This window comes from Pseudomonas sp. Z3-6 (genome assembly GCF_051131985.1).
Classification (GTDB): Bacteria; Pseudomonadota; Gammaproteobacteria; order Pseudomonadales; family Pseudomonadaceae; genus Aquipseudomonas; species Aquipseudomonas zanjanensis.
This window is the reverse complement of sequence record NZ_CP071644.1, coordinates 836017-860012: the sequence shown is the minus strand read 5'-3', so window position 1 is coordinate 860012 and position 23996 is coordinate 836017. Positions and strand designations below refer to the sequence as shown.

At 62.2% G+C, this 23996-nt stretch carries 21 protein-coding genes; 6 read left to right on the top strand and 15 right to left on the bottom strand.

Going from position 1 to position 23996, the window contains the following annotated elements:
- Positions 1-32: 32 nt before the first annotated feature.
- Entirely contained in the window at positions 33-995 is a 963-nt protein-coding gene (locus J3P88_RS03915; RefSeq protein ID WP_434574085.1) for a nucleotidyl transferase AbiEii/AbiGii toxin family protein, read from the bottom strand.
- Positions 976-1383 (bottom strand): DUF6088 family protein, encoded by a 408-nt coding sequence (locus tag J3P88_RS03910; protein ID WP_411385746.1) that lies wholly within the window; start codon positions 1381-1383, stop codon positions 976-978. The genes J3P88_RS03915 and J3P88_RS03910 overlap by 20 nt, the downstream gene beginning before the upstream one ends.
- A gap of 542 nt (positions 1384-1925) precedes the next feature.
- On the opposite strand from J3P88_RS03910, the gene J3P88_RS03905 reads away from it, so the two are divergent.
- The 6 genes from J3P88_RS03905 to J3P88_RS03880 all read left to right on the top strand — a co-directional run bounded on the left by J3P88_RS03905 (position 1926) and on the right by J3P88_RS03880 (position 7835).
- Positions 1926-2549, top strand: coding sequence for a CDP-alcohol phosphatidyltransferase family protein (locus J3P88_RS03905; RefSeq protein ID WP_434574083.1), 624 nt, complete (start codon positions 1926-1928; stop codon positions 2547-2549).
- 10 nt (positions 2550-2559) lie between these two features.
- Complete coding sequence (locus J3P88_RS03900; protein WP_434574081.1) at positions 2560-4317, top strand: bifunctional alpha/beta hydrolase/class I SAM-dependent methyltransferase; 1758 nt, start codon at positions 2560-2562, stop codon at positions 4315-4317.
- Positions 4317-5660 (top strand): phosphatase PAP2/dual specificity phosphatase family protein, encoded by a 1344-nt coding sequence (locus J3P88_RS03895; RefSeq protein WP_434574079.1) that lies wholly within the window; start codon positions 4317-4319, stop codon positions 5658-5660. The genes J3P88_RS03900 and J3P88_RS03895 overlap by 1 nt, the downstream gene beginning before the upstream one ends.
- Positions 5650-6105, top strand: coding sequence for a hypothetical protein (locus J3P88_RS03890; RefSeq protein ID WP_434574077.1), 456 nt, complete (start codon positions 5650-5652; stop codon positions 6103-6105). Before J3P88_RS03895 ends, J3P88_RS03890 begins: the two co-directional genes overlap by 11 nt.
- Before the next feature lie 175 nt (positions 6106-6280).
- Complete coding sequence (locus J3P88_RS03885) at positions 6281-6901, top strand: lysophospholipid acyltransferase family protein (protein ID WP_186710525.1); 621 nt, start codon at positions 6281-6283, stop codon at positions 6899-6901.
- A 1-nt stretch (position 6902) separates the two neighbouring features.
- Positions 6903-7835 (top strand): phosphatidate cytidylyltransferase, encoded by a 933-nt coding sequence (locus J3P88_RS03880; RefSeq protein ID WP_003205974.1) that lies wholly within the window; start codon positions 6903-6905, stop codon positions 7833-7835.
- A 163-nt stretch (positions 7836-7998) separates the two neighbouring features.
- Here J3P88_RS03880 and J3P88_RS03875 read toward each other — a convergent pair whose 3' ends face one another.
- The 13 genes from J3P88_RS03875 to J3P88_RS03815 form a co-directional block, all read right to left on the bottom strand.
- Positions 7999-8874 carry an MBL fold metallo-hydrolase gene (locus tag J3P88_RS03875; protein ID WP_434574075.1) on the bottom strand — a complete coding sequence of 292 codons (876 nt, stop codon included), beginning with the start codon at positions 8872-8874 and terminating at the stop codon, positions 7999-8001.
- Positions 8875-9120: 246 nt separating this feature from the next.
- Positions 9121-10278 carry a glutathionylspermidine synthase family protein gene (locus tag J3P88_RS03870; RefSeq protein ID WP_434574073.1) on the bottom strand — a complete coding sequence of 386 codons (1158 nt, stop codon included), beginning with the start codon at positions 10276-10278 and terminating at the stop codon, positions 9121-9123.
- Positions 10279-10290: 12 nt separating this feature from the next.
- Positions 10291-10992 (bottom strand): DUF1190 domain-containing protein, encoded by a 702-nt coding sequence (locus tag J3P88_RS03865; protein WP_186710528.1) that lies wholly within the window; start codon positions 10990-10992, stop codon positions 10291-10293.
- Positions 10993-11011: 19 nt separating this feature from the next.
- Positions 11012-11440 carry a DUF350 domain-containing protein gene (locus tag J3P88_RS03860; protein ID WP_014340424.1) on the bottom strand — a complete coding sequence of 143 codons (429 nt, stop codon included), beginning with the start codon at positions 11438-11440 and terminating at the stop codon, positions 11012-11014.
- 15 nt (positions 11441-11455) lie between these two features.
- Positions 11456-12118: a DUF2491 family protein gene (locus tag J3P88_RS03855; RefSeq protein WP_186710529.1), complete on the bottom strand. Its 663-nt coding sequence runs from the start codon at positions 12116-12118 to the stop codon at positions 11456-11458.
- Positions 12105-13139 carry an ion channel gene (locus J3P88_RS03850; protein ID WP_434574070.1) on the bottom strand — a complete coding sequence of 345 codons (1035 nt, stop codon included), beginning with the start codon at positions 13137-13139 and terminating at the stop codon, positions 12105-12107. The genes J3P88_RS03855 and J3P88_RS03850 overlap by 14 nt, the downstream gene beginning before the upstream one ends.
- A gap of 282 nt (positions 13140-13421) precedes the next feature.
- Complete coding sequence (locus J3P88_RS03845) at positions 13422-14120, bottom strand: PspA/IM30 family protein (RefSeq protein WP_186710531.1); 699 nt, start codon at positions 14118-14120, stop codon at positions 13422-13424.
- Positions 14121-14142: 22 nt separating this feature from the next.
- Positions 14143-14724: a YjfI family protein gene (locus tag J3P88_RS03840; RefSeq protein ID WP_434574068.1), complete on the bottom strand. Its 582-nt coding sequence runs from the start codon at positions 14722-14724 to the stop codon at positions 14143-14145.
- 490 nt (positions 14725-15214) lie between these two features.
- Complete coding sequence (locus J3P88_RS03835; RefSeq protein ID WP_186710535.1) at positions 15215-16045, bottom strand: YfaP family protein; 831 nt, start codon at positions 16043-16045, stop codon at positions 15215-15217.
- Between the two features lie 3 nt (positions 16046-16048).
- The gene (locus J3P88_RS03830; protein ID WP_434574066.1) at positions 16049-17668 is read right to left on the bottom strand and encodes a DUF2300 domain-containing protein; all 1620 of its coding nucleotides are present in this window, start codon (positions 17666-17668) and stop codon (positions 16049-16051) included.
- Position 17669: 1 nt separating this feature from the next.
- Positions 17670-22238 (bottom strand): alpha-2-macroglobulin family protein, encoded by a 4569-nt coding sequence (locus J3P88_RS03825; protein ID WP_434576347.1) that lies wholly within the window; start codon positions 22236-22238, stop codon positions 17670-17672.
- Positions 22235-22894 carry a DUF1175 domain-containing protein gene (locus J3P88_RS03820; protein WP_186710539.1) on the bottom strand — a complete coding sequence of 220 codons (660 nt, stop codon included), beginning with the start codon at positions 22892-22894 and terminating at the stop codon, positions 22235-22237. Before J3P88_RS03820 ends, J3P88_RS03825 begins: the two co-directional genes overlap by 4 nt.
- Complete coding sequence (locus J3P88_RS03815) at positions 22879-23958, bottom strand: DUF2138 family protein (protein ID WP_434574063.1); 1080 nt, start codon at positions 23956-23958, stop codon at positions 22879-22881. The genes J3P88_RS03820 and J3P88_RS03815 overlap by 16 nt, the downstream gene beginning before the upstream one ends.
- Between the last annotated feature and the right edge of the window lie 38 nt (positions 23959-23996).

Genomic DNA, 23996 nt, shown 5'->3' with positions numbered 1-23996 from the left:
TAAATTTAACGCTTGGCCTTTAACCGAGCGTTTTACAACGTCCGCATCAACGCTTCGGCGTGCTGACGAAACACGACATAAGCCTCATCAAAGCTCGGGCGGACATCGCCAAAAATCAGCGGCATGAGCTTCGCGTCATACTGGCGACGAATCTGCGCATCCGAACTCGCCTGATGGAGGGCGCTCTGCATGACACTTCCCGGATCGTCAGCAAATGGAGGAAACTGCCGACCAAATTCCAGCGCATCAAACTCCACCAGGCTTTTGAATCCGATAGCGGCTCGTTCGCCGACAGCCGGATCGCCGTGGCTTATGCAGTAAACATCATAGATATGCCGCACCAATGTATCGTCCCACGGCTGGAGCATGGCTCCGGCTTGGTGTTGGGCATAACGGCGAAGAAACGAAATGACTTTCTCCGCAAGTGTTTCCTCTACCGCTACGCAGGCAATATTGCCTAATCGCCCAGACCTTGCGGCGAGTCGATTGACCAGGTATTCCAGTGGCTGCTGAGTCACTTTAAACCGTGGGGTTCGCGCAGTCAGCTCAAGACTTAGGTATGGGCGCAAACTGCTGTCATGAGGGTATTGCGGGGCATATTGCCAACGACTGGCGAAGTAGCGGTTTTCATTCCGGGCAACACGCTCTTCCACGATCTCCTCAAAACCGAGCTCGGCGAGGACATGACAAACCTGAGCCTTCAGATTGCTGAGGTGCCGCTTCTGAGCCGAGGCACTCAACACATCAAGATCATTCAGAACGATTTTTAAGTCGACGTCCTCAGACATACGCTCGATCAGTTGGTAAGCCTTCGACAGGCTTGTACCACCGCAAAACACCAGGCGAACACCGGGAAACTGCATGCCCATCAGAGCTTGCAAAGCATCCGTCACATGGACGTCTTTTTCCAGGATGCTGGCCGTCAGCAGTCCGACATCGACCTCTGCCAACACCGCATCGATTAACTCGACCTGTTCAGGCGTGATGATTTTCATAAACGACGTAACGACCACCGAAGCCGAGTTTTCGATTAATACGCCGTGACCCCGTGTCAAAAACGATGCCGGCAGGTAGCTGCAAGCTATCGCTGGCGTTGTATTCACGCGCTGCGCGTCCAGCCGTGATCTTCACGCCAAGCTTTTGCAGAACCAAAGGCGCCAAGACTTCAAGGGGACGAATGGGTATCGGCTTGCCGGTAAGCACACTGGCCTTGGCTTTTGCGAAGACACCCACACCGAGCTTGACCAATACACCGCTAGCCACCAGATGACGCAGCGCTCGGGATACCTGCGCGGGGCTGCCGAAGTCGGAAAATTCGGCGCGTAGAAACACATCGTCCTTTCGCAAGGCGATTGATCTTTTAAGCCGCTCTTCGATAATCATGACTTCCCCCCCGGACATCACCTAGCCTTAAAATACCAGTAACAAATTGTTTTATAAGGAAATTTTAATACAAACAGCGCTCATGATTTGCTCAGTATAAATCAGAGCTGGAACATCGGCCAATGCAGCCTCGGAACAGAATCGAATGCACAGCGCATATTCGTTTCAGACACAAAACCTGGGGGAACTGCAGTGAGGTTGGGAATGTGTGAACAGTTGCTCTCACAGGCTCCCCTTAACTTAAGGCGCATGAATCATCGTGGCGAGGGAGCTTGCTCCCGCTCGGCTGCGCAGCAGTCGTAAACCTGCCCGGACACCGCGTTGAATGGCCTTGGGGCTGCTGCGCAACCCAGCGGGAGCAAGCTCCCTCGCCACAGGTTTAGCGTTTTTTGCATTCTCCCAGGGGGGCTTGCGCAGATAAACGCGCGAATAGATGCCTACCCGCACGCATTCTCAAGAAATACCCGCCTGCAACCCCTCAACCTATCGTAATCTCGCACCTGTATAAGCCCAGCCCCGCCACCGGCCGAGATCTCACCCCGATGCCCTCCATCTACCAACTCAAGCCCGCCTTTCAAAACCTGCTGCGCCCCATGGTCCAACGCCTCTACGACAACGGTGTCACCGCCAACCAGGTCACTCTGCTCGCGGGCATCGTCTCGGTGTTGGTGGGGGCGGTCATTGCCTGGTTCGCCAGCCATCCGTGGATTTTCGTCCTGGTGCCGATCTGGATGTTCCTGCGCATGGCGTTGAATGCCGTGGACGGCATGCTGGCGCGGGAGTTTGGTCAACAATCGCATCTGGGCGCCTACCTCAACGAGCTATGCGATATCATCGCCGACGTTGCCTTGATCCTGCCTTTTGCCTTGTTTGCCGATACCAGTCTTCTGCTCGTGTTGTTGGTCACGCTGTTGGCGTTGTTCAGTGAATACGCCGGCGTGCTGGGGGCGATGGTGGGGGCTTCGCGGCGGTATGACGGGCCGATGGGCAAGAGCGATCGCGCTTTTGTGTTTGGCGTGTTGGCGACCGGCATTGCCCTGGGTTGGCTCGGGGCACTCTGGATAAATGGTGTGATGGCGGTGGTTGCCGCCCTGCTGGTTTATACCTTGGTCAATCGGGTCCGTCATGGCCTGGGCCAGGTGACGGAAAACGCTCCCTCAGCATAAGGAAGTTGCAATGCGCGAAGCCCAAAACCGGACATTCACCACCCACGATGGCGTGGAACTGTTCTACCAACACTGGCCGGCTATCGATGCCGCAGCGGGCGAACCCCGCCAGGCTGTGTTGTTGTTCCATCGTGGTCATGAACACTCCGGGCGCATTGCGCACCTGGTGGATGAGCTGGATTTGCCCGGGTTCGACTTCTTTGCCTGGGACGCGCGCGGCCACGGCCAGTCGCCGGGCGAACGGGGCGACAGCCCGAGTTTTGCCACCAGTGCGCGGGACGTGCAGACCTTCTGCGATCACATCGGCGCGACGCATCAGATCGACGAAGCGAACATCGCCGTGGTCGCACAAAGCGTCGGCGCGGTGATCGTGTCCACCTGGGTCCATGACTACGCACCGCGCATTCGCTCGCTGGTGCTGGCCTCGCCGGCGTTCAAGGTCAAGCTCTACGTGCCGTTCGCCCGGCCGGCCCTGGCGCTGATGCGCAAGTTCCGCGGCAATTTCTTCGTCAATAGCTACGTCAAGGCGAAATTCCTCAGCCATGACCCAGAGCGCGTGGCGTCCTACGACAGCGATCCGTTGATCACCAAGGCCATTTCGGTGAACGTGCTGCTGGGCCTGTACGAAGCCGCCGACCGCGTGGTGGCCGATGCCCAGGCGATCCAGGTGCCGACGCAGTTGTTGATCTCCGGTTCGGACTTTGTGGTGCACCGCAAACCCCAGGAGCAGTTCTTCGAACGCCTGGGCAGCCTGCACAAGGAAAAACACATTCTGCCGGGCTTCTTCCACGACACCCTCGGCGAGAAGAACCGGGCGCCGGCCGTGGCCAGCGCCCGCCGCTTCATCCTGCAAAACTTCGCCCGTCCGCTGGAGCGCCCTTCCCTGCTCGACGCCGATCGCCTGGGCGCGACCTGCGCCGAAGCCGAAACCCTGGCCACCCCGCTGCCCCACAACTCGTTGCGTGACCTTTACTGGCGCATGACCCGCGCCAGCATGCGCTTTGGCAGCAAATTGTCCGCCGGGGTGAAGCTGGGCTTCGACACCGGCTTCGACTCCGGCAGCACCCTGGACTACGTCTACCGCAACCGCCCTACCGGCACGTCGGCGCTGGGCAAGATGATCGACCAGAACTACCTCAACTCCATCGGCTGGCGCGGCATTCGCCAGCGCAAGGTGCACGTCGAAGAACTGCTGCGCCTGGCGATGGCCGAGTTGCGCGCCCAGGACCGCGAAGTGCGCATCGTCGACATCGCCGCCGGCCATGGCCGCTACATCCTCGAAGCGCTGCAAGGCGTCAGCCCGTTGCCCGAGTCGATCCTGCTGCGCGACTACAGCGACATCAACGTGCGCGACGGCAGCGCGCTGATCCTGGAAAAAGGCTTGGGCGACATCGCTCAGTTCGTCAAAGGTGATGCCTTCGACCGCCAGGATCTGGCAGCCCTGGAGCCAAAACCAACCCTCGCCGTGGTGTCGGGCCTGTACGAACTGTTCGCCGATAACCAGATGGTCGGCGGTTCCCTCGCCGGCCTGGCCGAAGCCGTGGAGCCTGGTGGCTTCCTGGTCTACACCGGCCAGCCGTGGCACCCGCAACTGGAACTGATCGCCCGCGCCCTCACCAGCCACCGCGCAGGGCAAGCCTGGGTGATGCGTCGACGCACCCAGGCGGAAATGGATCAATTGGTCGAGGCGGCGGGCTTCCGCAAGATCACCCTGCGTGTCGATGAATGGGGCATTTTCAGCGTTTCGCTGGCGCAGCGAGTGCAGTAATGAGCGCCGTCATCGCTCCGGCCCGCGAACCCGCGCTGCTCAAACCGGCGGTGCTGTGGCTGCTGTTGCTGGCGCCGCTGTTCTTCACCACCTACGGCTTCGCCACCTGGGTCACCGCCCAGCGTGACGACGTCGGCACGCTGGTGTTCGCCTGGGAAAGCCACATGCCGTTCATGGCCTGGACCATCGTGCCGTACTGGTCGATCGATCTGCTGTACGGCCTGTCCCTGCTGTTGCCCAACAGCCGCGACGAACTCAAGCGCCATGCCTTGCGCCTGCTCACGGCCCAGGTGATTGCGGTCAGTTGCTTTTTGCTCTGGCCGCTGACGTTTACCTTTCCCCGGCCGGAAATGGATGGGCTGTTCGGCTGGATGTTCGACGTGCTGGCCGGCTTCGACAAGCCGTTCAACCAGGCGCCGTCGCTGCACATCGCGCTGCTGGTGGTGCTCTGGGTCTGTTACCAGCGGCACTTGCAGGGCTTCTGGCGCTGGGTGATGCACGGTTGGTTCGCGTTGATCGGCGTGTCGGTGCTGACGACTTATCAACATCACTTCATTGACCTGCCCACGGGCGCGTTGGCCGGTTGGCTGTGCGTCTGGTTGTGGCCGCTGGATCGACCGAGTCCGCTGTCGAGTGCGCGCCTGACCGCCGATCCGGCCCGCCGACGCCTGGCCTTGCGTTATGGCCTGGGCGCGGCGGCGCTGTTCATCCCGGCGTTTGCCTTGGGCGGCGCGTGGCTCTGGCTGATCTGGCCGGCGGTCGCGGTGCTCATGGTGGCGCTGAATTACTTGATGTTCGGAGCTGATGGTTTCCAGAAGCGCGCCGATGGTCGCTTGAGTCCGGCGGTGCGTTGGTTGCTGGCGCCGTACCTGGCGGCGGCGTGGATCAATTCCCGCTGCTGGACGCGCAAGCACCCGCAGCCAGACCTGATCGCGGATAACGTCTGGCTGGGGCGAGTGCCTACGCCGATGGAATTGAAGGACAGCACGTTTACCGGCGTGCTCGACCTCTGCGCGGAACTGTCCATGGACAGCTCGAATGTCTCCTATCGTTCGTTACCGGTGCTCGACCTCACGGCGCCGACCGCCGAGCAATGCCTGAAAGCGGCAGAAGCCATCGAAAGCCTGCGCCAACATGGGCCAGTGCTGGTCTGCTGCGCCTTGGGTTATTCGCGCAGCGCCACGGCGGTGGTTGCCTGGTTGTTGCACACTGGCCGGGCAGCGAACGTTGACGCAGCGATCGTGCAGATCCAGCGCGCTCGACCGCGCATCGTCTTGCACGCGGCGCACCGTCGGGCACTGGAACAGTTATCCACAACACGGGGGAATGCTCATGATCAGTGATATGGAACTCCACACCGTGGCGAGCCTGTTGCGCCGGGGTCATTCGCTGGACCAGCTTTCCACGGGACTGACGCTGCTGGCGGCGCTGCTGGGGTTGGGGCAATGGCTGGTGGGCCTGATCGATCCGTGGTTGCTGCTGTTGAGTGCTGTGCTGCTGGTTATCGGAGTGGTGGAAAAATACTGGGCGCTGCGCGTGGCGTTTGACGCCGATCTGTTCCAGCGCATGGCCGACAGCACCCACTCCCTGGCCGAACGCACCTATGAATTGGATCAAGCCCTCACCGCGTTGGGCCTGCAACCCGCCGAACGGGCCGGGCGCCTGTGGACCGAACGACGGCACGGCGCGTTGTTGCTGCTGCGTCGGCAGTCGCGGTTGCTGGCGATACAAGTTGTCCTGGTGCTGGGCTTCATCCTGGCCAGTCCCTGGTTAGCTTCAGGTATCTAAAGAGTTTTTGTGGCGAGGGAGCTTGCTCCCGCTGGACTGCGAAGCAGTCCCAAAACCAAGCACTGCGGTGTGTCAGATTGGTTGTATTCAGCCTCTTGGGGGCTGCTGCGCAGCCCAGCGGGAGCAAGCTCCCTCGCCACAGTAATGCTTATGTTTCTCAGGACAAGGAATCCTCATGTTCGAACCCGTGGTCGCCAACCTCATCACCTCCGCCGCTCGCATGGTCACGGGCGCTCGCAGCCTGTGGCTCGGTTGCGCGCCGACGCCGGTGCAGCGGATCTACTTCGCCAACCACAGCAGCCACGGTGACTTCGTGCTGCTCTGGGCCTCGCTGCCGCCGGCGCTGCGCAAGCTCACCCGCCCGGTGGCGGGCTCAGACTATTGGCAAACCAGCCCGGTGCGCCGCTACATCATCAACCGGGTGTTCAACGGCGTGCTGGTGGACCGCGAGCGCAAGGACCCTGCGTACAACCCATTGCAACCGATGCTCGATGCGCTGGAAAACGGCGACTCGCTGATCATCTTCCCGGAAGGCACGCGCAATCCGGAGGAAGGCCTGTTGCCCTTCAAGAGCGGGATCTATCACTTGATGAAAAACCACCCCGAGGTCGAGGTGATCCCGGTGTGGATCGCCAACCTCAACCGCGTCATGCCCAAGGGCCGTGTGCTGCCGCTGCCGTTGTTGTGCACCACCAGTTTCGGTGCGCCGCTGTGCATCGAAGAGGGTGAAAGCAAAGAGCAATTCCTTGAACGCAGCCGCGCCGCGCTGCTGGCACTGGCCCCGGAGCACGTCTGACATGGATCGATATACCCTGATGTTGTTTGGCGGGATCGGCGCGATTCTGGTGCTGGCGTCGCTGATTGGTTTCATTCTCAGGCTGCGGACCAAAGGCGCGCCCAACTCGGTCATCGATAACCTCAACGCCCGGATCAACGCCTGGTGGATCATGGTGCTGGTGATCGGCATCGCGTTCTGGCTCGGTAACGCGGCGGTCATCCTGTTGTTCTACGCGGTGTCGTTCTACGCCCTGCGGGAATTCCTGACCCTGACACCGACCCGGCGCAGTGACTACCCGGCCCTGGTGGCGGCGTTCTACCTGGCCCTGCCGCTGCAATACCTGCTGATCTACTACGACTGGTACGGGCTGTTTTCGATCTTTATCCCGGTGTATGTATTCCTGCTGCTGCCGATTCTGGCGTCCCTGGGCGGCGACAGCACGCATTTCCTCGAGCGCGCTTCGAAGGTCCAGTGGGGCTTGATGATCGCGGTGTTCTGCATTTCCTTCGTGCCCGCCCTGCTGACCCTGGACATCGCCGGTTTCGAAGGGCGCAACCTATTGCTGATCGCCTACCTGGTGATCGTGGTGCAGCTCTCGGATGTGTTGCAGTACGTCTGCGGCAAGCTGTTCGGCAAACACAAGATCGCGCCGAACCTGTCGCCCTCGAAAACCGTGGAAGGTTTTGTCGGCGGCATCTTCCTGGCCTCGCTGATCGGTGGTGCGCTGTGGTGGATCACGCCGTTCAATCCCTGGCAGTCGTTCCTCATCGCCTTGCTGATCAACCTGCTGGGCTTTGCCGGCGGCATTGTCATGTCAGCGATCAAGCGCGATCGCGGCGTCAAGGACTGGGGCCACATGATCGAAGGCCACGGCGGCATGCTCGACCGGCTGGACTCGGTGTGCTTCGCCGCGCCGATCTTCTTCCACCTGGTGCGGTACTGGTGGACTTGAAAAAGCCTGCGGCGAACCCCTGAACCTGCGGGGGTCTGTGGTGAATATCTAACCTGTGGGAGCGGGCTTGCTCGCGAAATCGGTGGGCCAGCTTGCATTGATGTAGACTGTGCAGCCGTCTTCGCGAGCAAGCCCGCTCCCACAGTGTGCTTGGGCGGGTGGTTTAGCGGTGGGTCGACGGCATGGCCGTGGGATCAACACGAACGGTACGCGCCTGGCTTGTAGAGCGTTCCCATTCCTTGGCATCGTGACTGCAAAAAATCTCGACATGCCCATTCTGGCCCGCCGCCAGTTCCCGCAGGCGATCCTGATTGCGCAGCCGTGCCGGGCGATAGGTGTCCATCATGTACTGATAGAACTTCAGCCCCGGCGGGCAACGCCGCTCGGGCTGATGGACTTCATCGTGGAAGAAATACGCATCGCCGGCATGGAGCATCCAGCCGTCCGGTGTCCTCAGGGCGATCCCGGCGTGGCCGGCGGTGTGGCCTTGGAGCGGGACCAGGAAAATGTCCTCTTCTTCCGCCCCGATCAACGCGCGCACCGAATCAAAACCGAACCACGTGTCACCGTCCGGGGCATAGAACTCCCAATTGTCGACGCCCTGCCACTGGCGCGCCTGGAATCGCCGTCGACTGATCCAGGTGTCGGCGCTACGCGCCATCGCCATCTCGTCGCGCATCACGTGAACCCGAGCCTGGGGAAAGTCCTGGAGCCCGCCGGCGTGATCGAAATCCAGGTGCGTCAGCAGGATATGCCGCACATCGCCGGTGTCGAAACCCAACCGGCGCACTTGCTCCAACGCGGTGAGGCGATGCTCGAACTTGATGTTGTTGAACGCCCGGAAGAATCGGCTAAGCCGTTCGGGCGTCTGGACATCCCGCTGGCCAAAACCGGTGTCCACCAGGACCAGGCCATTGTTGTCGGTTTCGATCAACAGGCAATGACACACCAGACACGCCGTCAGCCCCCGACTGTAGCCATCGAACAACTTCCCACCCACGGGGCACATGCAACCGCAGTTCAGGTGATGGATACGCATGGGGGCCTCCTGTCACGAATGGCGTGCCGCGCTCGGGTTTTTCTTGGGCTCTTTAAAGTCGACAGGAAGGGGGCAGGCGCAATTCCGCAAAGGCGACAGGCGGTGGGTATGCCCGGCGAGACATACATCCTTGTGGGAGCGGGCTTGCTCGCGAAGACGGTGCATCAAGCGACACCAATGGTGACTGTGCCGCCGCCTTCGCGAGCAAGCCCGCTCCCACAGGGGGTCAGTGCTTAGTCCAGAAAATCAATCAAGAATCAAATGCGGCAAAAACCGGCTGGAATCCTTGGTGATCAGGCTGTTGTCTTCCCGCACGCCAATGCCGGCGGCCTGGTCGCCGATGACCCACGAGCCGATCAGGGTGTAGCTGTCGTCGAATTTCGGCAGTGGCGCGAATTCCTGGAGGATGAACGGCGCGTCGGTGTAGGGGCCGTCTTCCTTGACGGTCAAGCCGTCAGCGGTCTGCAGCTCGACGTTGGCGCCTTCCCGGGAAAAGAACGGCTTGCGCACCCAGCCTTTCGGCACCGCTTTGCTAGTGTCGGTGTCCAGGTGGGCGGCAAGCAGGTTCGGGTGGCCTTTGTTGAATTCCCACAGCAGCGGCAGGATGCCTTTGTTGGAGATGATCGACTTCCAGGCCGGCTCGAAAAACTGCGTATCGCATTGAGCGATCGCTTCACCAAACGGCTCGTGGAAGATGAACTCCCACGCGTGCAACTTGAACAGGTGAGGAATCCAGCGCTCTTCCAGGTCGACGAAACGTCCGTCACTGTTGAGGCCGATGTCTTCGATATCGATGTGCCGCGATTCAATGCCGACTTTTTCCGCGATCAGGCGCAAGTAATCCGTGGTGCCTTTGTCTTCCACCGAGCCTTTCATCGAGGCGAAATAGAACGGCTCCTTGAGCTGCAACTGGGCGAAGGCCTGGTGCAGCTTGGTGTCGATGCTGTTGAACTGGTCGGCATGGGCCGGCAGCATGCCGCGTTCGATGCATTGCTCCAGCCACCCCCACTGGAACGCCGCCGCCTCGTAGAGGCTGGTCGGGGTGTCGTAGTTGAGTTCCAACAACTTGGCCGGGCCCGTGCCGTTGTAGGAGAAATCCATGCGCCCATACAGGTGCGGATGGCCTTCCAGCCATGACGTGCGCACCAGGTCGAAGAACGGCGCGGGAATGCTCAGGCGTTCCAGCAATTCTTCGCTCTGGACCACCCGGGCCACCAGGTCCATGCACATGTCATGGAGCTCGGTGGTCGGGTCTTCCAGATCGTCCTCGATCTGCTTGAGGGTGAACTGGTAGTACGCGCTTTCGTCCCAATAGGGTTCGTCGTCGATGGTGTGGAACAGAAAGCCGAGTTGCTCGGCGGTCTGTTTCCAGTCAGGACGTTCTGCGCAATGGATCTTCTTCATGGCCCTCGTTCCTTAGCCGCCGGAGCTGCTCGAACCGCCCCAACCGCTGCGGGCACTGGACTTGCTGCCGAAGCCACCGCGCGAAGTGGACGACGCAACGGACATCGCCTTGCTGGTCTTGACGGAGTCGGTGTAGCTGCCATACCGCGCCTGGTTGGACTTGGTAAAGGTCGAGCCGCTGGAAACCCGCTGGCTGAGCGTCGAGGACCCAAAGTTGCCGCGGTCATCGCGGTAGCGGTAGACCGGCTCGGAGTAATAACTGCTGCGGTTGCCGCTCAACATGTTGCCGATCAGCAGCCCGGTCAGCAGGTTGCCAAAGCCTGAACCGCCGACGTTCGCTTCCGAAGCCGGCAACTGGGCCCGGGCGGCATCGACCTCGGACTGCGTGACTTCGCCATCGGCGTTCAGCTCGAAACCACCCAGCTTGGGCAGGAACTTGCCGGCCGAGTCCTGCTGGCACCAATCGGGCACGAAGTCGGCATCGCAATCGGCCTTGCTATCGTATACCGGCGCGATGCGACGATGCTCACCCATGGCGGTCATGTAGGCGGTGGAGCAAATGTCTACCGGCAGCTTTTCATCGACACATTCCTGGACGGACTGGAAGTTGTACTTCTTCTGCAACTTGTAGGTTTTTTCCGCAGGCCCGCAACCGGATATCGCCAGGGCGACCGACGCGGCCAGCGAGAGCTGGACGTACTTGCTTCGTTTCATCGGGATCTCCGTGGCGCAATCAGTTCGTGGAAGGCGTCATGCACGCGGCGTTCAACATGCCGACGCTGATGGCCACGGCGGCGATGTAGATACCCGCGGCGATTTCACCGTTCTTGATGCGCGCGGAAGCGCCCTTGAGCACCAGGCTGGTGACCAGAAACGCCAGCAACTGGACGACCGCGGCGATCACTGCCCAGACGACGAAGTCCAGCATGCTGATCGAGTAGGCGATCACGTTGCTGGCCGGAATGGCGAAACCGATGACGGCGCCGCCCAGGGCGATGGCTGCAGCCACGTTGCCCGAACGGATCAGTTCGAATTCCTTGTGCGGCGTGACGCGGGTGTAGATGAACTGGAACAGCGCGAACAGCACGGCGGCGCCGAGGATGTACATGACAAAGCCAAGCACGGCGGCTTTGTTCAGGGAAATGGAGAGCGCTTCAAGCATGGACTTCTTCCTTATTCAAAGAGTGTTCAGGTCAGTGGTGTACAGCGAAATACCCAGCGAAGTGCTCAGGCTGACAGTGCCTTCGGCGTCCTCTTCGACGGAAAACAACAGGAACTCCCGGCGATCCGTCAGGCCGGTGTCGCGGGCATACAGCATCGAACGGTGCTCGACGCTGTAGGACTCTTCGGGATTGCTTACGCGCTCGCTCAATCCCACCAGCTCGGTCTGGCCCGCCTCGGTGCCCCATTCGCGGCTGTACTCGACGCCGTCGTGGGTGTAGGTCGGCAGGCCGATCAGGCTTTCCGGGCCGGCCAGGCGACGCAATTCCGCTTCGCTGTTGATCGTGACGTAGCTGAGGTAGTTGAACAGGATCACCGACTCGACCTGCCCGGCGACGTCGCCGCTGGTGTGCACTTGCAACCAGTAGTCCTCGTCGTTCATGTAGCAGCGCGACAACCAGTTCGACTGCCCGAGGTCGACGATGCCCAGGCTCCAGATCTGTTGGTTGCCTGGGATGACCACGGCGGTGTTGCCGTCGAGCAGCAATTTGAGCGTGGCATCGAACATGACCTGCTTGCCGGAGGCCAGGCCCAGCGGCCCAACGACAGGCGCGCTATTGCTGGCTGTTGCGCTCGAATTCGGGGCCTCGAGCCCCATCAACTGTTTAAACCACCCCATGGGAAATTTCCTTGAGACGCGCCGAGGCGATATAGAAGAGTTCGCCGCCCACCACACGGGTGGCACCGGGCGGGTTGATCGAAGGCTGGCGGGCACCCTGGGCGCGGTAACCGATCAGCGTAGCGTTGTGCTGCTCTTTCATCCGGATATAAAGGTCGCCAAACGTCGCTTCAAACGCTTCGGGCAGCTTCATCAGGTATTGCGTGGCGCCTTCGCCGACGCAGAGCAATTCATTGATGACCACCGATGAGCCCGGGTCCTGGGAGGCACGCACCAGCATTTCGATGGCCATGCTGGAGGTGCATTCCAGGCTCGGCGCGTAGGCGCTGGCGAGGGCGGCCACTTCGCTGTCATTGAAATGGGCGACCACATGCCCGACAGGCCCCAGTCGATTGACCGCCAGCACGGTGGCCAGGGTCAGGTCGTCGGAATGGGTGCGCACCAGCACGCGTTCGGCACCTGGCACGCCGGCACGCTGCAACAGCGCGACGGAGGACAGGCTGTCGCCCTTGATGTAGGTGGCCTTGCCGGGCATGGGGTTTTCTTCGAGATCGCAATCGCATATGACGATCAGGTTGTCATTGGACGTTTCGTCCTGCAGCAGCAGTTCGATGACCCGCTCGCTGGTGGCGCCCTCCCAACCGATGAGCACCGTGTGGCCGACCTTGCCGGTGAAATCGCCTTTGCCCTTCATGCCTTTTCTCCATACATCGATGACGCTGCTGGTGGTTTTGCCGATGACCGTCGTCAACAGGGCAATGCCCCCGAGCATGATCCAGGTCGCCACGAAAATCCGTCCGGCGGAGGTCTGTGGCAACAGATCGCCATAGCCGACGGTGAGCGTGGTGGTGAGATAGAAGTAGATAAACGTGGCGGCGGCGATGAGGTGTTGCTCGCCCAACAGCACCAGGCCGATCCAGGCCGTGGACAGGTGCACGCCCAGCACAATGGCCAGCCCCGCCCAACCGAAGCGATGGAAGAAGGACGATGCGTACGTGCGCAACAAAAGGAAAATCGACATTGCGTCCCTGACTCCGTGGGGCTTGGTTCCTGGCGGGATCATCGCTCTGGCGCCTGGGGGCACGAGCGTAGTGGCCGGACAGCATTAAACCTGTTGCGCGGCTTGGATAGAAGTACCTGCAGCACAATTAAATCCGTGGCGTGCCACACCCTTGTGGCGAGGGAGCTTGCTCCCGCTGAGGCGCGAAGCGGCTCCAAAAGGGGCCTGCTGCGCAGTCCAGCGGGAGCAAGCTCCCTCGCCACAGGTTCAGTGCGCTCAGGGTGATGAGCGCACCTGCATGACTTACTCAGCCGATTTTTTCTTCAGGCGTTCCAGGATCGCATTGGCGCTGCCTTCGTTTGGCGTGATGCCGGCATCGCGCAGCTTGCGTTCCAGATCGGAACCAGTCGAGGCCTCGGCCAGTTCGTCCTGGGCTTGCAGTTCAGCGGCACGTTGCTGTTGCTTGGCTTGCAGGCGGTTGAGCGTACCGACGGCGGTTTCCAGCTTGCCATTGGCGCCGCCACTGGCGATCGAGGCGCTGACCTGGGCCTTCTGCACGCTTTCACGGGCCTTGGCCATGTCCACTTGCTGGCGCAGGCTCTTGATGCGGGCTTCGGCCTTGGTGATGTCCTTGCGCATGTTGTCCGCGTAACCGCCGAATTCGGTCGCGTGCTTTTGCTCGGCGTCCAGTTCGTTGGTCAGGGTCGAAATGGCTTCGGCCACTTCCAGCGCCAGGTCTTCGCGGTTGGCCTGGATCGCTGCCAGGGCCTTGGCTTCCAGGTCCTTGATCTTGGCGTTGTATTCGCCGACGCGATCGGTCGCCAGCTTGTGCTTGGCCATGATGGTGACCAGCTCACGCTTGGCGTTGGCCAGCGCGCTGTCGGCATCGCGGATTTCCTGGTCGAGGATGCGCAGGGCCTGTTGGTCGACGATCGATTCGCCGACTTCGTTGGCACCGCCACGCAGTGCGGTGAACAACTTGCTCCAGATGGACTGAGTCATTGGATGGTTCCTATTCGGCGAATTAGATGAAGAAGCGTTCGAAGGCTTCGCTGGCGCGCTGGACATTGTCGACGAGGGTTTTGACCTCGGTGACGACGTTGGTCAGGCTGGAGTCGGCGCTCAACGCACCGAACATGTTGTAGACCACCTGTCCGTTGGGCATGGTCTCGATGCCGATGGACGACAGCGGGAACATTTCCCGACTGCGCAACACCGCGTCGTTGAAGGCCGCCACATCGCTGATCGACTCCACGTCCACCAGCACGGTATCGACGATGATCTGGTCGCCGACCACGGCGATGTAGATCGGCAAGCCACCGAAGTCATTCATTTCCAGCTTGATGCTGGACTCGGAGCCTTGGACGAGGGAGAGGGAGATGTCGTTCGCGACCACTTCGTCCAGGGCCTGAAGGGCGCTGTAGAGGCGATCGATGTTCCAGTTATTACCTGCGCTCATGTAATCCTCCGACATGAATGAGCCAGCCAGAATCGGTTGGCGTAGCTGTTTCTCCATTTGCTTGAGCAGGCTTCTGTTTTCGGGAAGCACCCAAGTCTCGTGTTTCACATACCCGGCGGCACTCAAGCCCGCGCGCATCTGCTTCATGTAGAAGCTCGACGGTTTTTTCGCCGAGGGTTTGGCGCGCTCTCCCGTGCGGCTCGCTGGATCGGTCACAGACCCGTCAGGCGGATCTGATGGAGAGCTGGTTGGCATGGTACTGACCCCACTGTGAAAAACTCACGCGTGAGAAACACTACAGGCACTTTCCAAACCCCACAATAGCTCACGCGTGAGATTTTTTATTGCAGCCCATCCAACCCTGTGGGAGCGAGCCTGCTCGCGAAATCGGTGGGTCAGCTTGCATAGATGCTGAATGTGCCACCGTCTTCGCGAGCAGGCTCGCTCCCACAGGGGGGTTCGAGTGTCACAGATCAGACGTTCGCCACAGTTCCTCTGTGGGAGCGGGCTTGCTCGCGAAATCGGCGGGTCAGCTTGCATTGATGTTGAATGTGCCGCCGTCTTCGCGAGCAAGCCCGCTCCCACATTAGGAGATCTCCACAGGCTGCTACCTCAGCTTTGGCTGCTGATAGGCGGCTTACGGGTAGCTAAAGCTTTTGACCAACGTCAGCTCCCCCACCGCCCGCATCGGCACGACGAAGGTTTCCATTTTCTCGTTCGGCGTGCCCTCTTCGGTGATCACGGTGACCTGGGCGGTGGTCAAGGCCTGTTGCGCCTGCGCCACGGACTCGCCCTCTTCACCGTCCTCTTCACTGCGATAACCGCCGCCGTAGTAATTCACATACACCAGGTACTGGCCCTTGATCGGCGCGGGCATGGCGAAGATTTCCGGGCCGTAGCCGGTGGTGACGTCGACGTCGAGGGCCGCGCCGTTGGCGACGGCGCGGTCGCCGTACCAGATGTGCGCGCCATCGGGGGTGACCAGGTGCAGGTCCAGGTCGGTGCCGTCGCTGTCCCACGTCAGCAACACCCGCAGCTTGGCCGGGGTGGCGCCGCCGCTGGTGTTGAGAAATTGCGTGCGGTGGCGCTGCTGGCCATCGGCGCTGCGCACTTCAACGCTGTTGCTGCCGTTGGGGAACGAGAACGGCCGGTCGAAGCGACCTTCTTCATCCAGTTTCAGCGGCAGGCTGACGCCGTTGACGATCAACTGGCCCGGCGCGTTGCTGTCTTTGGGCGCACCCTTGATCTGCCCGGTAATGCGCGCAGTGTCGGCCTGGCCCGGAGGCGTGTTGACCGACGAGGCTGGGTAATTGACGGTTTGGCTGAAGCTTTCGCCTTCCCCCCCCGGCGCACCGCTGCGCCAGCCGCCAATGGGGGTGTCGAGCTTTATAGAGTCGGCGGCCATGGCCGGTGATAACGCGGTCAGGGCGCAGAGCAACAGCAAGACCTGTGGATAACGGAGTGTCATGGTCTATTCCAGCAAGAGGTGACGGGCGAGCCCTTCGATATAGGTTTCGTCCTGGCCGTTGGGGTGAGCTTCGAAGGCCAGGTGCAAATATTCATGTGTCAGGTCGAGACGATCTTGCAGCGACAGCACGCCGCGCACGTAGATGCGCTGGCGTTCGCGGTCGACATACGGCCGGCCGAAGGCGACGCGGCAGACGGCGAAAGCGCTGATTTCGTTGTAGCCGACTTCACTTTCCAGCCGCTCGCGCCAGCCCCGGCGCTGCTTCAGCAGCCAGTCCTGGGCGGCGGGCAGCGCTTCGCAGGACGCCACCGGGTTGTCCCAACGGCTGAGGCTGGCGCGCGGGTAGGCGTGCAGCAGGATGGCGTCGTAGCGTTGGCCAGCGTTGGCCTGCTCCACGGCTTGCGCCCAGGACAGTTTGTCCGGGCCCGCCTGGTCGGAGTGGTAGGTGACATCGGTGCCGGCCAAGACCAGGTCGCTGGTCCAGGCGGCAATGGCCCGGGTTCCAGGCGCCGCCGGGCGTGGCGCGACGCGCTGGCGATGGCTGCTGTCGTCGATGCTCAGGCAATCACCGTTGCGTTGGGCGTTTTGCAGCAAATACGTGCGAATCGCCACCGCCAGGGCCTTGGCGGCTTCGGCGGGCTCTGCCTTGGCTTCGCGCTGCAAGACCCGGGCGACGTACTCCTCGCGGTCCAGGCGCGCCACCAGCTTGCCGGGCAGCAGGAACAGCTCGCCATCGCTGTGGATGTCCAATTGGTTGCCGTTGCTGAATTCGACGCGGTAGTCACCGCGCAGTTGACCCGGTGTGGCCGGCCGCTCGCCGGCCATCACCCGTTGCAACGGATAACGGGCAAACAGATCGACTTCCACGCAGCGCCCGGTGTCCGCCGGCCAGCGGGACGGCAACGCCGCCGCCAGACCTTCACCGTAAACCTTGAGGACCTGCTGGCTGGTGCCACGGCCACCGGCCCACACCGGCGTGCCGTCAGACAGCCAACCGGCAAAACCGCCCTGCCGCGAGGAAGGCCCCTGGTCGCCCAACCAGCTCCAGGTCTTGACCCGCAGGCGGCTGCCCAACTCACCGACCAGCCGCCCGTCCGCCGCCCCGAGGACCACGTCCAACAGCACCCGACGGGCCTGGTCCTGGGCCGGCAGCATGGCCAGGGCCTTGAGCAATCCCGCGACCGGTACTTGCGTCTGGGGTTGCAGCGCTGGCAGGTCCAACAACCAGGCCGGCGCCTGGCGGGTCTGCCAGTAATCGCGCCAATTCGAGGCCGATAGCCCGAGCCGCTGCGGCTCGAAATACAAACCGCAGGACTTCACCAGCGCCTGGTCACGACCGATGCTCTGCCCGGGATTGCAGCAATAGACTTCTTCCTTCGACTCGCCGCGGCACTCATACACCGGTTCGCGAGCGTTGGTGTCCACCAGCCAGGCGTAGACAAACAGTTTCCACAGGCTGCCCAACGGTGCCTGCAACGTGTCGGGCAATGGCTGGCGATCCAGCACCTGGGTTTGATTCACCCGCAGCAATTGACCGTCGAAGGCCAGGCGCAACGGCTCGTCCTGCGCTGTCGCCAGCGCAGGAATCAAGCACAACCACCACCAACCCCAAGGCCTGCGCATGTCAGTTGACCGTCACCTGACCGAGCGCCGGTTTCTGTTCGCGCGCCTGATTCTGTGGTGCATAGACTTGGGTGAAGCGCACCGGCGGCAAGGTGAACTGGCCTTTCTGGGAGAAGCGCACCAAGTGCCGCAGGCGCAGCTCGCCACTGAGGGCGTCCAGCGGTATCGCATAGGCCATCTGGCCCGGCTCGAAGCGCGCCTTTTCCAGGGATGTCGGCTCGCTGTCGGCCTTGCCCATCAACTGGATGCCCCAGGTGGTGCGTTCCACGTCGGCGCCCGGCGGCAACGGTACTTCGAGCATGCCGTAGCGCAGTGGCGTCGGAGCCTTGCTGTTGATGATCACTTCATCCAGGTAGAGGCTGTCGCTGGACAACGGTTTGTTGCCCACGGCTTCGAGCTTGAAGGTGAAGGCCTCGTCGCCCGGCACCAGGCGCGACAGGCGCCGGGTGATCGACACGGCCATCGGTGCCACCGGCGCTTGCTGGCTCTGGAAGCTCAATGCCGCTTGCAGTGGACGCTCCTCGGCACCGTTCAGGGTCAGCATCGTTGGAAGCTGCGCGCCCTGCCATTGCCAGTAGGTTTCACCGGTCGCGCCTTGCTTGGCAACCCAGCCTTCGCCCGGCGCCAGGGCCACGGCCGGCGCGGCCTGTTCGATGCTGCGTTGCAACCAGGTCAGGGCCAGCGCCCGTTCCAGGGTGGACTGCTGCGGCAGCACGCGCTCCAGCAGTGCCGTGGCGCGGGCTTGATCGAAGCTCTGCAGCGACAGCAGCAAAGCCTCGACGAAAGGCTGCGAGCTCAGCTCCAGTTGCTGTTGCGCGGCGTCGGCCTGACGGCTGAAGGCTGCGGGCAACGGCACCTTCGCCTGCTTGGCGAGGGACGCGGTCAGCACTCGGGCGCTGGCCAGGCCAAGGGCGGAGTCCGGCGCATACATGACCAGGCTGTCTTCGCCGCTGTCCAGCACGCTCTCGGTGCTGTCTTCACTGGCTTTCGCCAGGTCGTCCATCAGGCCACTGAGCAAGGTATTCACTGGCAGTTGCATCTGCTTGGCGAACGACAGGATCAACGCACGTTGCAGCAGCGGTGTATCAGCGGCCTCCTTGGCGTAGACCTCCAGCACCCGCTGCCAGTGTTCCGGCGGCAGGCTCAGGTCCAGGGCCTGGCTGGCGTGCCAGTCGGCGTAATAGGCATAGGCAGTGAGGAAGGCATCTGGCTCACCGTCCTGGCCCCACCAGGTGAAGCTCGCCGAAGGCCCGGCCATCTGCACCAGGCGCAAGCGGCTGTTCTGCATGATCAAGCGCAAGCGGTCGCGGATCTGCGGATTCGACGCCAGGGTCGGATAGGCGATGCTCAACGGCAACAGGCGACTGGCGGTCTGCTCGACGCCACCGTAGGGGTAGCTCAGCAGGTCATCCAGGGCCGAACGGAACAACGCTTGCGGGCTGTCATCCAGGCGCAGGCGAATATCGCTGGCATCGGTCGGCAAGGTCAGCGGAGTGTCGCCACTGGCCACATCAAGGCGCTGGCTCTGGGTCACCTGCCAGCCGTTGCCGCTGGCGTTCAGGTGCATGGCCAGGGCGTCCTGGGTTTCGCCGTTCAGTTGCAACTGCACGGTCAAGTCGCCGCTCCTCAATTCCAGGGCCGGCAGCGCCACGTAGTTGATGCCGTTTTTCAGCTCCGCCACCACGCGCTGTTCAGCACCGGCGTAACGGATCAGCAGTTCGGCCTTCAGGGGTTTTTCCGATTGGCTGAAGGCGAACAGGCCCAGTTGCGGCTTGTCGCCCGTGCGGAAGCGGGTCGGGCCGCTCCACTTCAGGTACAGCGGTTTTTCCGACGCAATGAACTGCTTCTTCTGGCCGACTTGGCCGTCGTCAGCGATCGCCTTGGCCGTGATGCGCCAGCGGGTCAGCGAGTCCGGCATCTTGAAGGTGAAGCGGGCCTTGCCGTTGGCGTCGGTGACCAGCTCCGGTTGCCAGGCAGCGGTGTCGACGTCTTCACGCCGTGGCCGCTCCAGCACCTTGACCCCACGCTCGCTACGGTTGGCCTTGCCCGGCGCGCCGGGGCTACCTGGCAGCGCCACGTCATAGCTGATGAACGACAGGCTGGCACTGGTGCGCACGTTGTTGCGACGCGGGTGATAGAAGAACTGGTCGATGGTCGGCGCCACTTCCGGTTGCAGGGCGTAGACCATCTCATCGACCACGCTGACCGTCAGGTGCGCCGGGATCGCCTTGCCGGCGAACTGGGTGCTCAGGTCCACGGTCACCGTGTCGCCCGGACGATAGGTGGCTTTGTCGGTGACGACAGCCACATCGATCTGCGGCGTGATCACCTTGATGCCGGCGTTCTGGAAGCTGTACTGGCCGCCCTTGGTGTACAGCACCGAGAACGTCAGGTTGGGCGCAAAGCTATCCTTCACGGCAATGCGCGCGCGGTATTGGGTGTCGCTGAGCTTTTCCATCTTCAGCCAGTCGCCACCCTTGGACAGCAGCGCCGTGGCCTCGACCTTGTCCCGCTCAAGCGACAGCAACGCATCGCTGACCGGCTCGGGAAAGGTGATCAGCGCCAGCGCTTCGTCACCGGTCTTGTATTCAGGCTTGTCGAAGACAATCTCGACAGTGCCCGGCACGGCCTTGATGCCTTCACCGGTCACCGCATGGGCGGCCGCACCGATGACCCGACCGTGGTCATCCTTGAGCGTCAGATTGTAGGTGCCGGGGCGCTCGAAGGTCAGGCTGAAGCCCTTGTCCTTGGCCGCCAGCTTGCCTTCGCCGGTGCTCTGGTCTTCCAGGCGCACCCAGGCGTAGCTGCCGGGTGTCACAGCCTTGGCCTGTTCGGTGCCGCCTTCGTTGGCGTAGCTGAACGACACCTTCTGGCCGGCGGCGCTGAACCGCTGGGGAGCGCTCAGGCGGAAATTCGCCGCGCCACGGTCGATGAGGATTTCCTTGGTGGTCTTGACCCGATACGCCGCGCCATCGCTGGCGAACACGGTGAGCGTGTAGCGGCTCGGCTTGTCGGCGGCCGGCAGGTCGAGGGTCGCGTTGCCCTTGGCATCGGTGGTCACTTCGCTGCTGGTCAGTTCCACCGGGAATTGCCCCAGGTATTGCAGCTCGTTATCGACCATCGACAGTTGCTGGGCCCGCAGGCTCAGGCTCACCGTGGCATTCACCACCGGCTTGCCGTCCGGGTACAGCAGCACGAGGTTGCCCTTGACCGGCTCGCCAGTGCGGTAATCCTGCTTGGCCAGGTTCAGGGCGATCTCGAAGTGCGGCTTGATGTATTCGGCCACGCGAAAGGCGCTGCTGTAGAGCTGGTCCTTGTAACTGAAGCGCAGCTCATAACCACCGGCCACGGCGTTTTCCGGCAATTGGAAACGGCCTTGGGTGCCGGCCTTGGAGTCGAGCTTCAGGGCCAGGGTTTGCAGCGCGGTGCCGGTGGCGTCGAGGACGCTGACATTGACGTCGGCGGCGGTCGGTTGCACCGAGTCACGGGCGTTCTTGAACTCGCGACCGACGATTTTCAGCGACACCCAATCCCCCGGCCGGTACAGCGGCCGGTCGGTGAAGGCATACAGCTTGGTGTCGTAGATTTCGCTGTCGTAGTAGAAGTTTTCCGAAACGAATACGCCGCCCTCCTCGTCCTCACCAATGACGAACGAACGCTCCGGGCTGACGTGCTTGAGGCGCAGCAGGCCGTCCTCATCGGTGGCACCGCTGCTCATCACGCCCAGGCCGTCGGTCCACAGCACGTTGACCTTGGGCACCGAACGCCCTTCATGCTTGCGTGCGGCCCAGACCAGCAATTCATCGCCGGCAATCTTGCTCACGGCCACCGTGTTGGAGACGAAGACCATGGTGGTCGCGCGGTATTTGCCGATCAGCGCTTCCACCAGGTACAGGCCTGGCTTCAACTGGCCCAGCGGCACGTAGACGTTGCCCGGAGCGACGCTGACGAACTCGCTGGACGAACCCGCCAGGTTGACCCCCGCCGGCGGCTGGATCGGCTTGGCCTGCCACAGCGGATAACGGAACTGGCTGACCACCGGCAAGCCCGGAATCAAGGCGAATTGCGCCGGTGCCTCGTACGGGGTCGGCGCGACCAGGGCGTCGCCGATCCTAAGTTCCGGCACTTGCTCGGTGACGTGCTGGCGCGATTCGTAGGAGAACGCCCGTTGCATCACTCGACGGGACTTGCGGTACCAGTTGTCCCACAGGTACGCGAGGGTGTTCGACAGGCCTTCGCCCTTGAACTGGCCGTCGCTGACCACGCGGTGCAGGTTTTTCTGGCGCTTGAGGAACTCCAGCGGTTTTTCGATGCGATAGACGCGGATGTCGGCGCCGCCGTAGGGTTCCATGCGGTACCGACGGTAGTCGCGGCCCGGCGCTTCGAGGCGAACCATGGCCTGTTCGTCGCTGGCAAAACTGCTGTCGGCCAGCAGGAAAAAGCTTTCGCCGGACACCGGCGTGTAGCCGCTGGGCTCCACCGTGTCTTCGGCATTAACCAGAGGTGCCAGCAACAGGGCGAACAGCAGGGGCAGTTTTGAACACAAGCGCAGCATGCGGGCACCGGTCATTGGGAGAGAAAGTTGAGTCGATAGACGCCGATGAAGTTGGGGTTGGCTGCGTCGGGTATCCATCGGGTGTCCTTCCAGTTCATGAGTTGTTGCAGGCTTGCGGAGCGCATGCCGTTGTCGGTAGGGGTTGTGGTGCCGGTGTGATAGGCGATGTAGCGGCCCATCCAGATCATCAAGTGCTGGTCATCGCCCTGATCGAAGAACATCAGGTCGCCGGGGCGGGCCTGGGCGACATCGCGGCCCACCAGGCGACTGTTGAACTGGATCAGCTTGATGGCGTTGACATAGGGCCCGACCTTGCCGCCGCCCTGCTGCCACTGCTGGGCGAGGCGCCGTTGCGCATCGCTGAGGGGCAGTTCCGGGGGCAGGTAGCGATTGGACAGGCCATTGCTGCGCAGCCATTTTTCATCGTGGACCTTCAGGGCTTCGTTGGCAGCGAAGCGCACCAGCCCGGCGCAATCCTGCTGGTACCAGCGTGGGCTCGGGCCTTTGGTCAGCTGTTCCTGGGCAATGCGCACGAACCAGGCGCGAAAGACCTGGGACTGCTGCACGTCCAACGCCGGCGCCTCGACGGCACGCGCCGGCCCGCCGAGCAGCAGCGCCAGCAGCAGCGTCAACGCAGGGTTGCGGATCAGTGCGGTCACAGCGCTTTCCATTCCAGCGGCAGCCACTGCCAATGGCCGTCCGGCTCGCTGCCCGCGGGCAAGGTCAGGGCGTATTTGCCGTAGCCGCCGAGGGTGCGCAGTTTCGGGATCAGGTAGGTTTGCGCGGCGTTGTAGAACACCGGCTCCATGTCCTGGGGCAGGCTGTCGAGGGTTTCGCGCTGCATCAGTTGCGCCATGGAATCCGGGCCGAAGTAGACCGGCATCAGCAGGTCTTGGGGCACCACCTCGGCCATGGGCGGGAAGCGCTTGTCGAGGGTGCCGAGGGCCTTGTCCACCAATTTGTCGTCGAGGGAGAACAGCAAGGTCGAGCCATGACGGGCCAGGCTGACCCGCAGGAACGCCTTGCCGGTAATCGCTTCGGGTTGCTCGGCTTCCTTGGCCGAATATGGCCCGAAGTTGGAGCTGACCTGGCGTTGCCATTGGTGAGTCGAACCTGCTTGCTTTTCCACTACCGGGAAAGCGTGTTCGGCGACGTTGTTTTCATAGGCGCCGACCATCGAACCGAACAGGTTGCCCAGGTCGGCGTCGAGCTTGCCGTCATCGTCATTCAGGCTTGCCACCAACAGCGGCGTGTACAGCCGCGAATCGGCGTACCAGCACAGGCCGGCGGCACCGGTCACATGATCGACCATGGCCTGGGCGGCTTTTTCGTCGGCGCCCAGTTTCACCAGCAATGGTTTCTGCTGCTCGGCGGCCAGGGGCAAGGCCACGCAAGCGCTGGCACCCATGGGCATGGCTTGCCAGATTGGCTTGAAGTCGAAGTCCGGCTGGTTTTCCTGCTCGTCCAGGGCCAGGAAGCTGTGCCAGCCCTTGTCGTCCATGTCGAAGCGCAAGCCGGCGAAGTTCGGGATGAACCGCTGGTAGCCCATGGCGAGCACGCTGGCGTTGACCGAAATGCGTTGCTTGACCTCCGGCGCCTTGGTCGGCAGGCCAAAGGCTTCAGGGAACAGTTTTTCGCCGTTGAGCAAGGCCGCCAGGGCGGTCGTCGAAACGCTGCCCGGCTCAACCGCCGACCCGCTGGCCGGGTCGTACAGCTTGGTCGGGTTGGACAGCACGACCAGTTTGTCGCCGTGGGAGGCGAAGGCCAGGGATT

Bases quoted from the DNA above. Each gene is read 5' to 3' on its own strand.
- J3P88_RS03855 (WP_186710529.1), bottom strand. From the start codon at position 12,118: ATGGGGTGGTTTAAACAGTTGATGGGGCTCGAGGCCCCGAATTCGAGC.
- J3P88_RS03850 (WP_434574070.1), bottom strand. From the start codon at position 13,139: ATGTCGATTTTCCTTTTGTTGCGCACGTACGCATCGTCCTTCTTCCAT.
- J3P88_RS03890 (WP_434574077.1), top strand. From the start codon at position 5,650: ATGATCAGTGATATGGAACTCCACACCGTGGCGAGCCTGTTGCGCCGG.
- J3P88_RS03825 (WP_434576347.1), bottom strand. From the start codon at position 22,238: ATGACCGGTGCCCGCATGCTGCGCTTGTGTTCAAAACTGCCCCTGCTG.
- J3P88_RS03910 (WP_411385746.1), bottom strand. From the start codon at position 1,383: ATGATTATCGAAGAGCGGCTTAAAAGATCAATCGCCTTGCGAAAGGAC.
- J3P88_RS03840 (WP_434574068.1), bottom strand. From the start codon at position 14,724: ATGAAGCAGATGCGCGCGGGCTTGAGTGCCGCCGGGTATGTGAAACAC.
- J3P88_RS03885 (WP_186710525.1), top strand. From the start codon at position 6,281: ATGTTCGAACCCGTGGTCGCCAACCTCATCACCTCCGCCGCTCGCATG.
- J3P88_RS03820 (WP_186710539.1), bottom strand. From the start codon at position 22,894: ATGGAAAGCGCTGTGACCGCACTGATCCGCAACCCTGCGTTGACGCTG.
- J3P88_RS03830 (WP_434574066.1), bottom strand. From the start codon at position 17,668: ATGCGCAGGCCTTGGGGTTGGTGGTGGTTGTGCTTGATTCCTGCGCTG.
- J3P88_RS03895 (WP_434574079.1), top strand. From the start codon at position 4,317: ATGAGCGCCGTCATCGCTCCGGCCCGCGAACCCGCGCTGCTCAAACCG.
- J3P88_RS03835 (WP_186710535.1), bottom strand. From the start codon at position 16,045: ATGACACTCCGTTATCCACAGGTCTTGCTGTTGCTCTGCGCCCTGACC.
- J3P88_RS03905 (WP_434574083.1), top strand. From the start codon at position 1,926: ATGCCCTCCATCTACCAACTCAAGCCCGCCTTTCAAAACCTGCTGCGC.
- J3P88_RS03860 (WP_014340424.1), bottom strand. From the start codon at position 11,440: ATGCTTGAAGCGCTCTCCATTTCCCTGAACAAAGCCGCCGTGCTTGGC.
- J3P88_RS03870 (WP_434574073.1), bottom strand. From the start codon at position 10,278: ATGAAGAAGATCCATTGCGCAGAACGTCCTGACTGGAAACAGACCGCC.
- J3P88_RS03875 (WP_434574075.1), bottom strand. From the start codon at position 8,874: ATGCGTATCCATCACCTGAACTGCGGTTGCATGTGCCCCGTGGGTGGG.
- J3P88_RS03845 (WP_186710531.1), bottom strand. From the start codon at position 14,120: ATGACTCAGTCCATCTGGAGCAAGTTGTTCACCGCACTGCGTGGCGGT.
- J3P88_RS03900 (WP_434574081.1), top strand. From the start codon at position 2,560: ATGCGCGAAGCCCAAAACCGGACATTCACCACCCACGATGGCGTGGAA.
- J3P88_RS03880 (WP_003205974.1), top strand. From the start codon at position 6,903: ATGGATCGATATACCCTGATGTTGTTTGGCGGGATCGGCGCGATTCTG.
- J3P88_RS03865 (WP_186710528.1), bottom strand. From the start codon at position 10,992: ATGAAACGAAGCAAGTACGTCCAGCTCTCGCTGGCCGCGTCGGTCGCC.
- J3P88_RS03915 (WP_434574085.1), bottom strand. From the start codon at position 995: ATGAAAATCATCACGCCTGAACAGGTCGAGTTAATCGATGCGGTGTTG.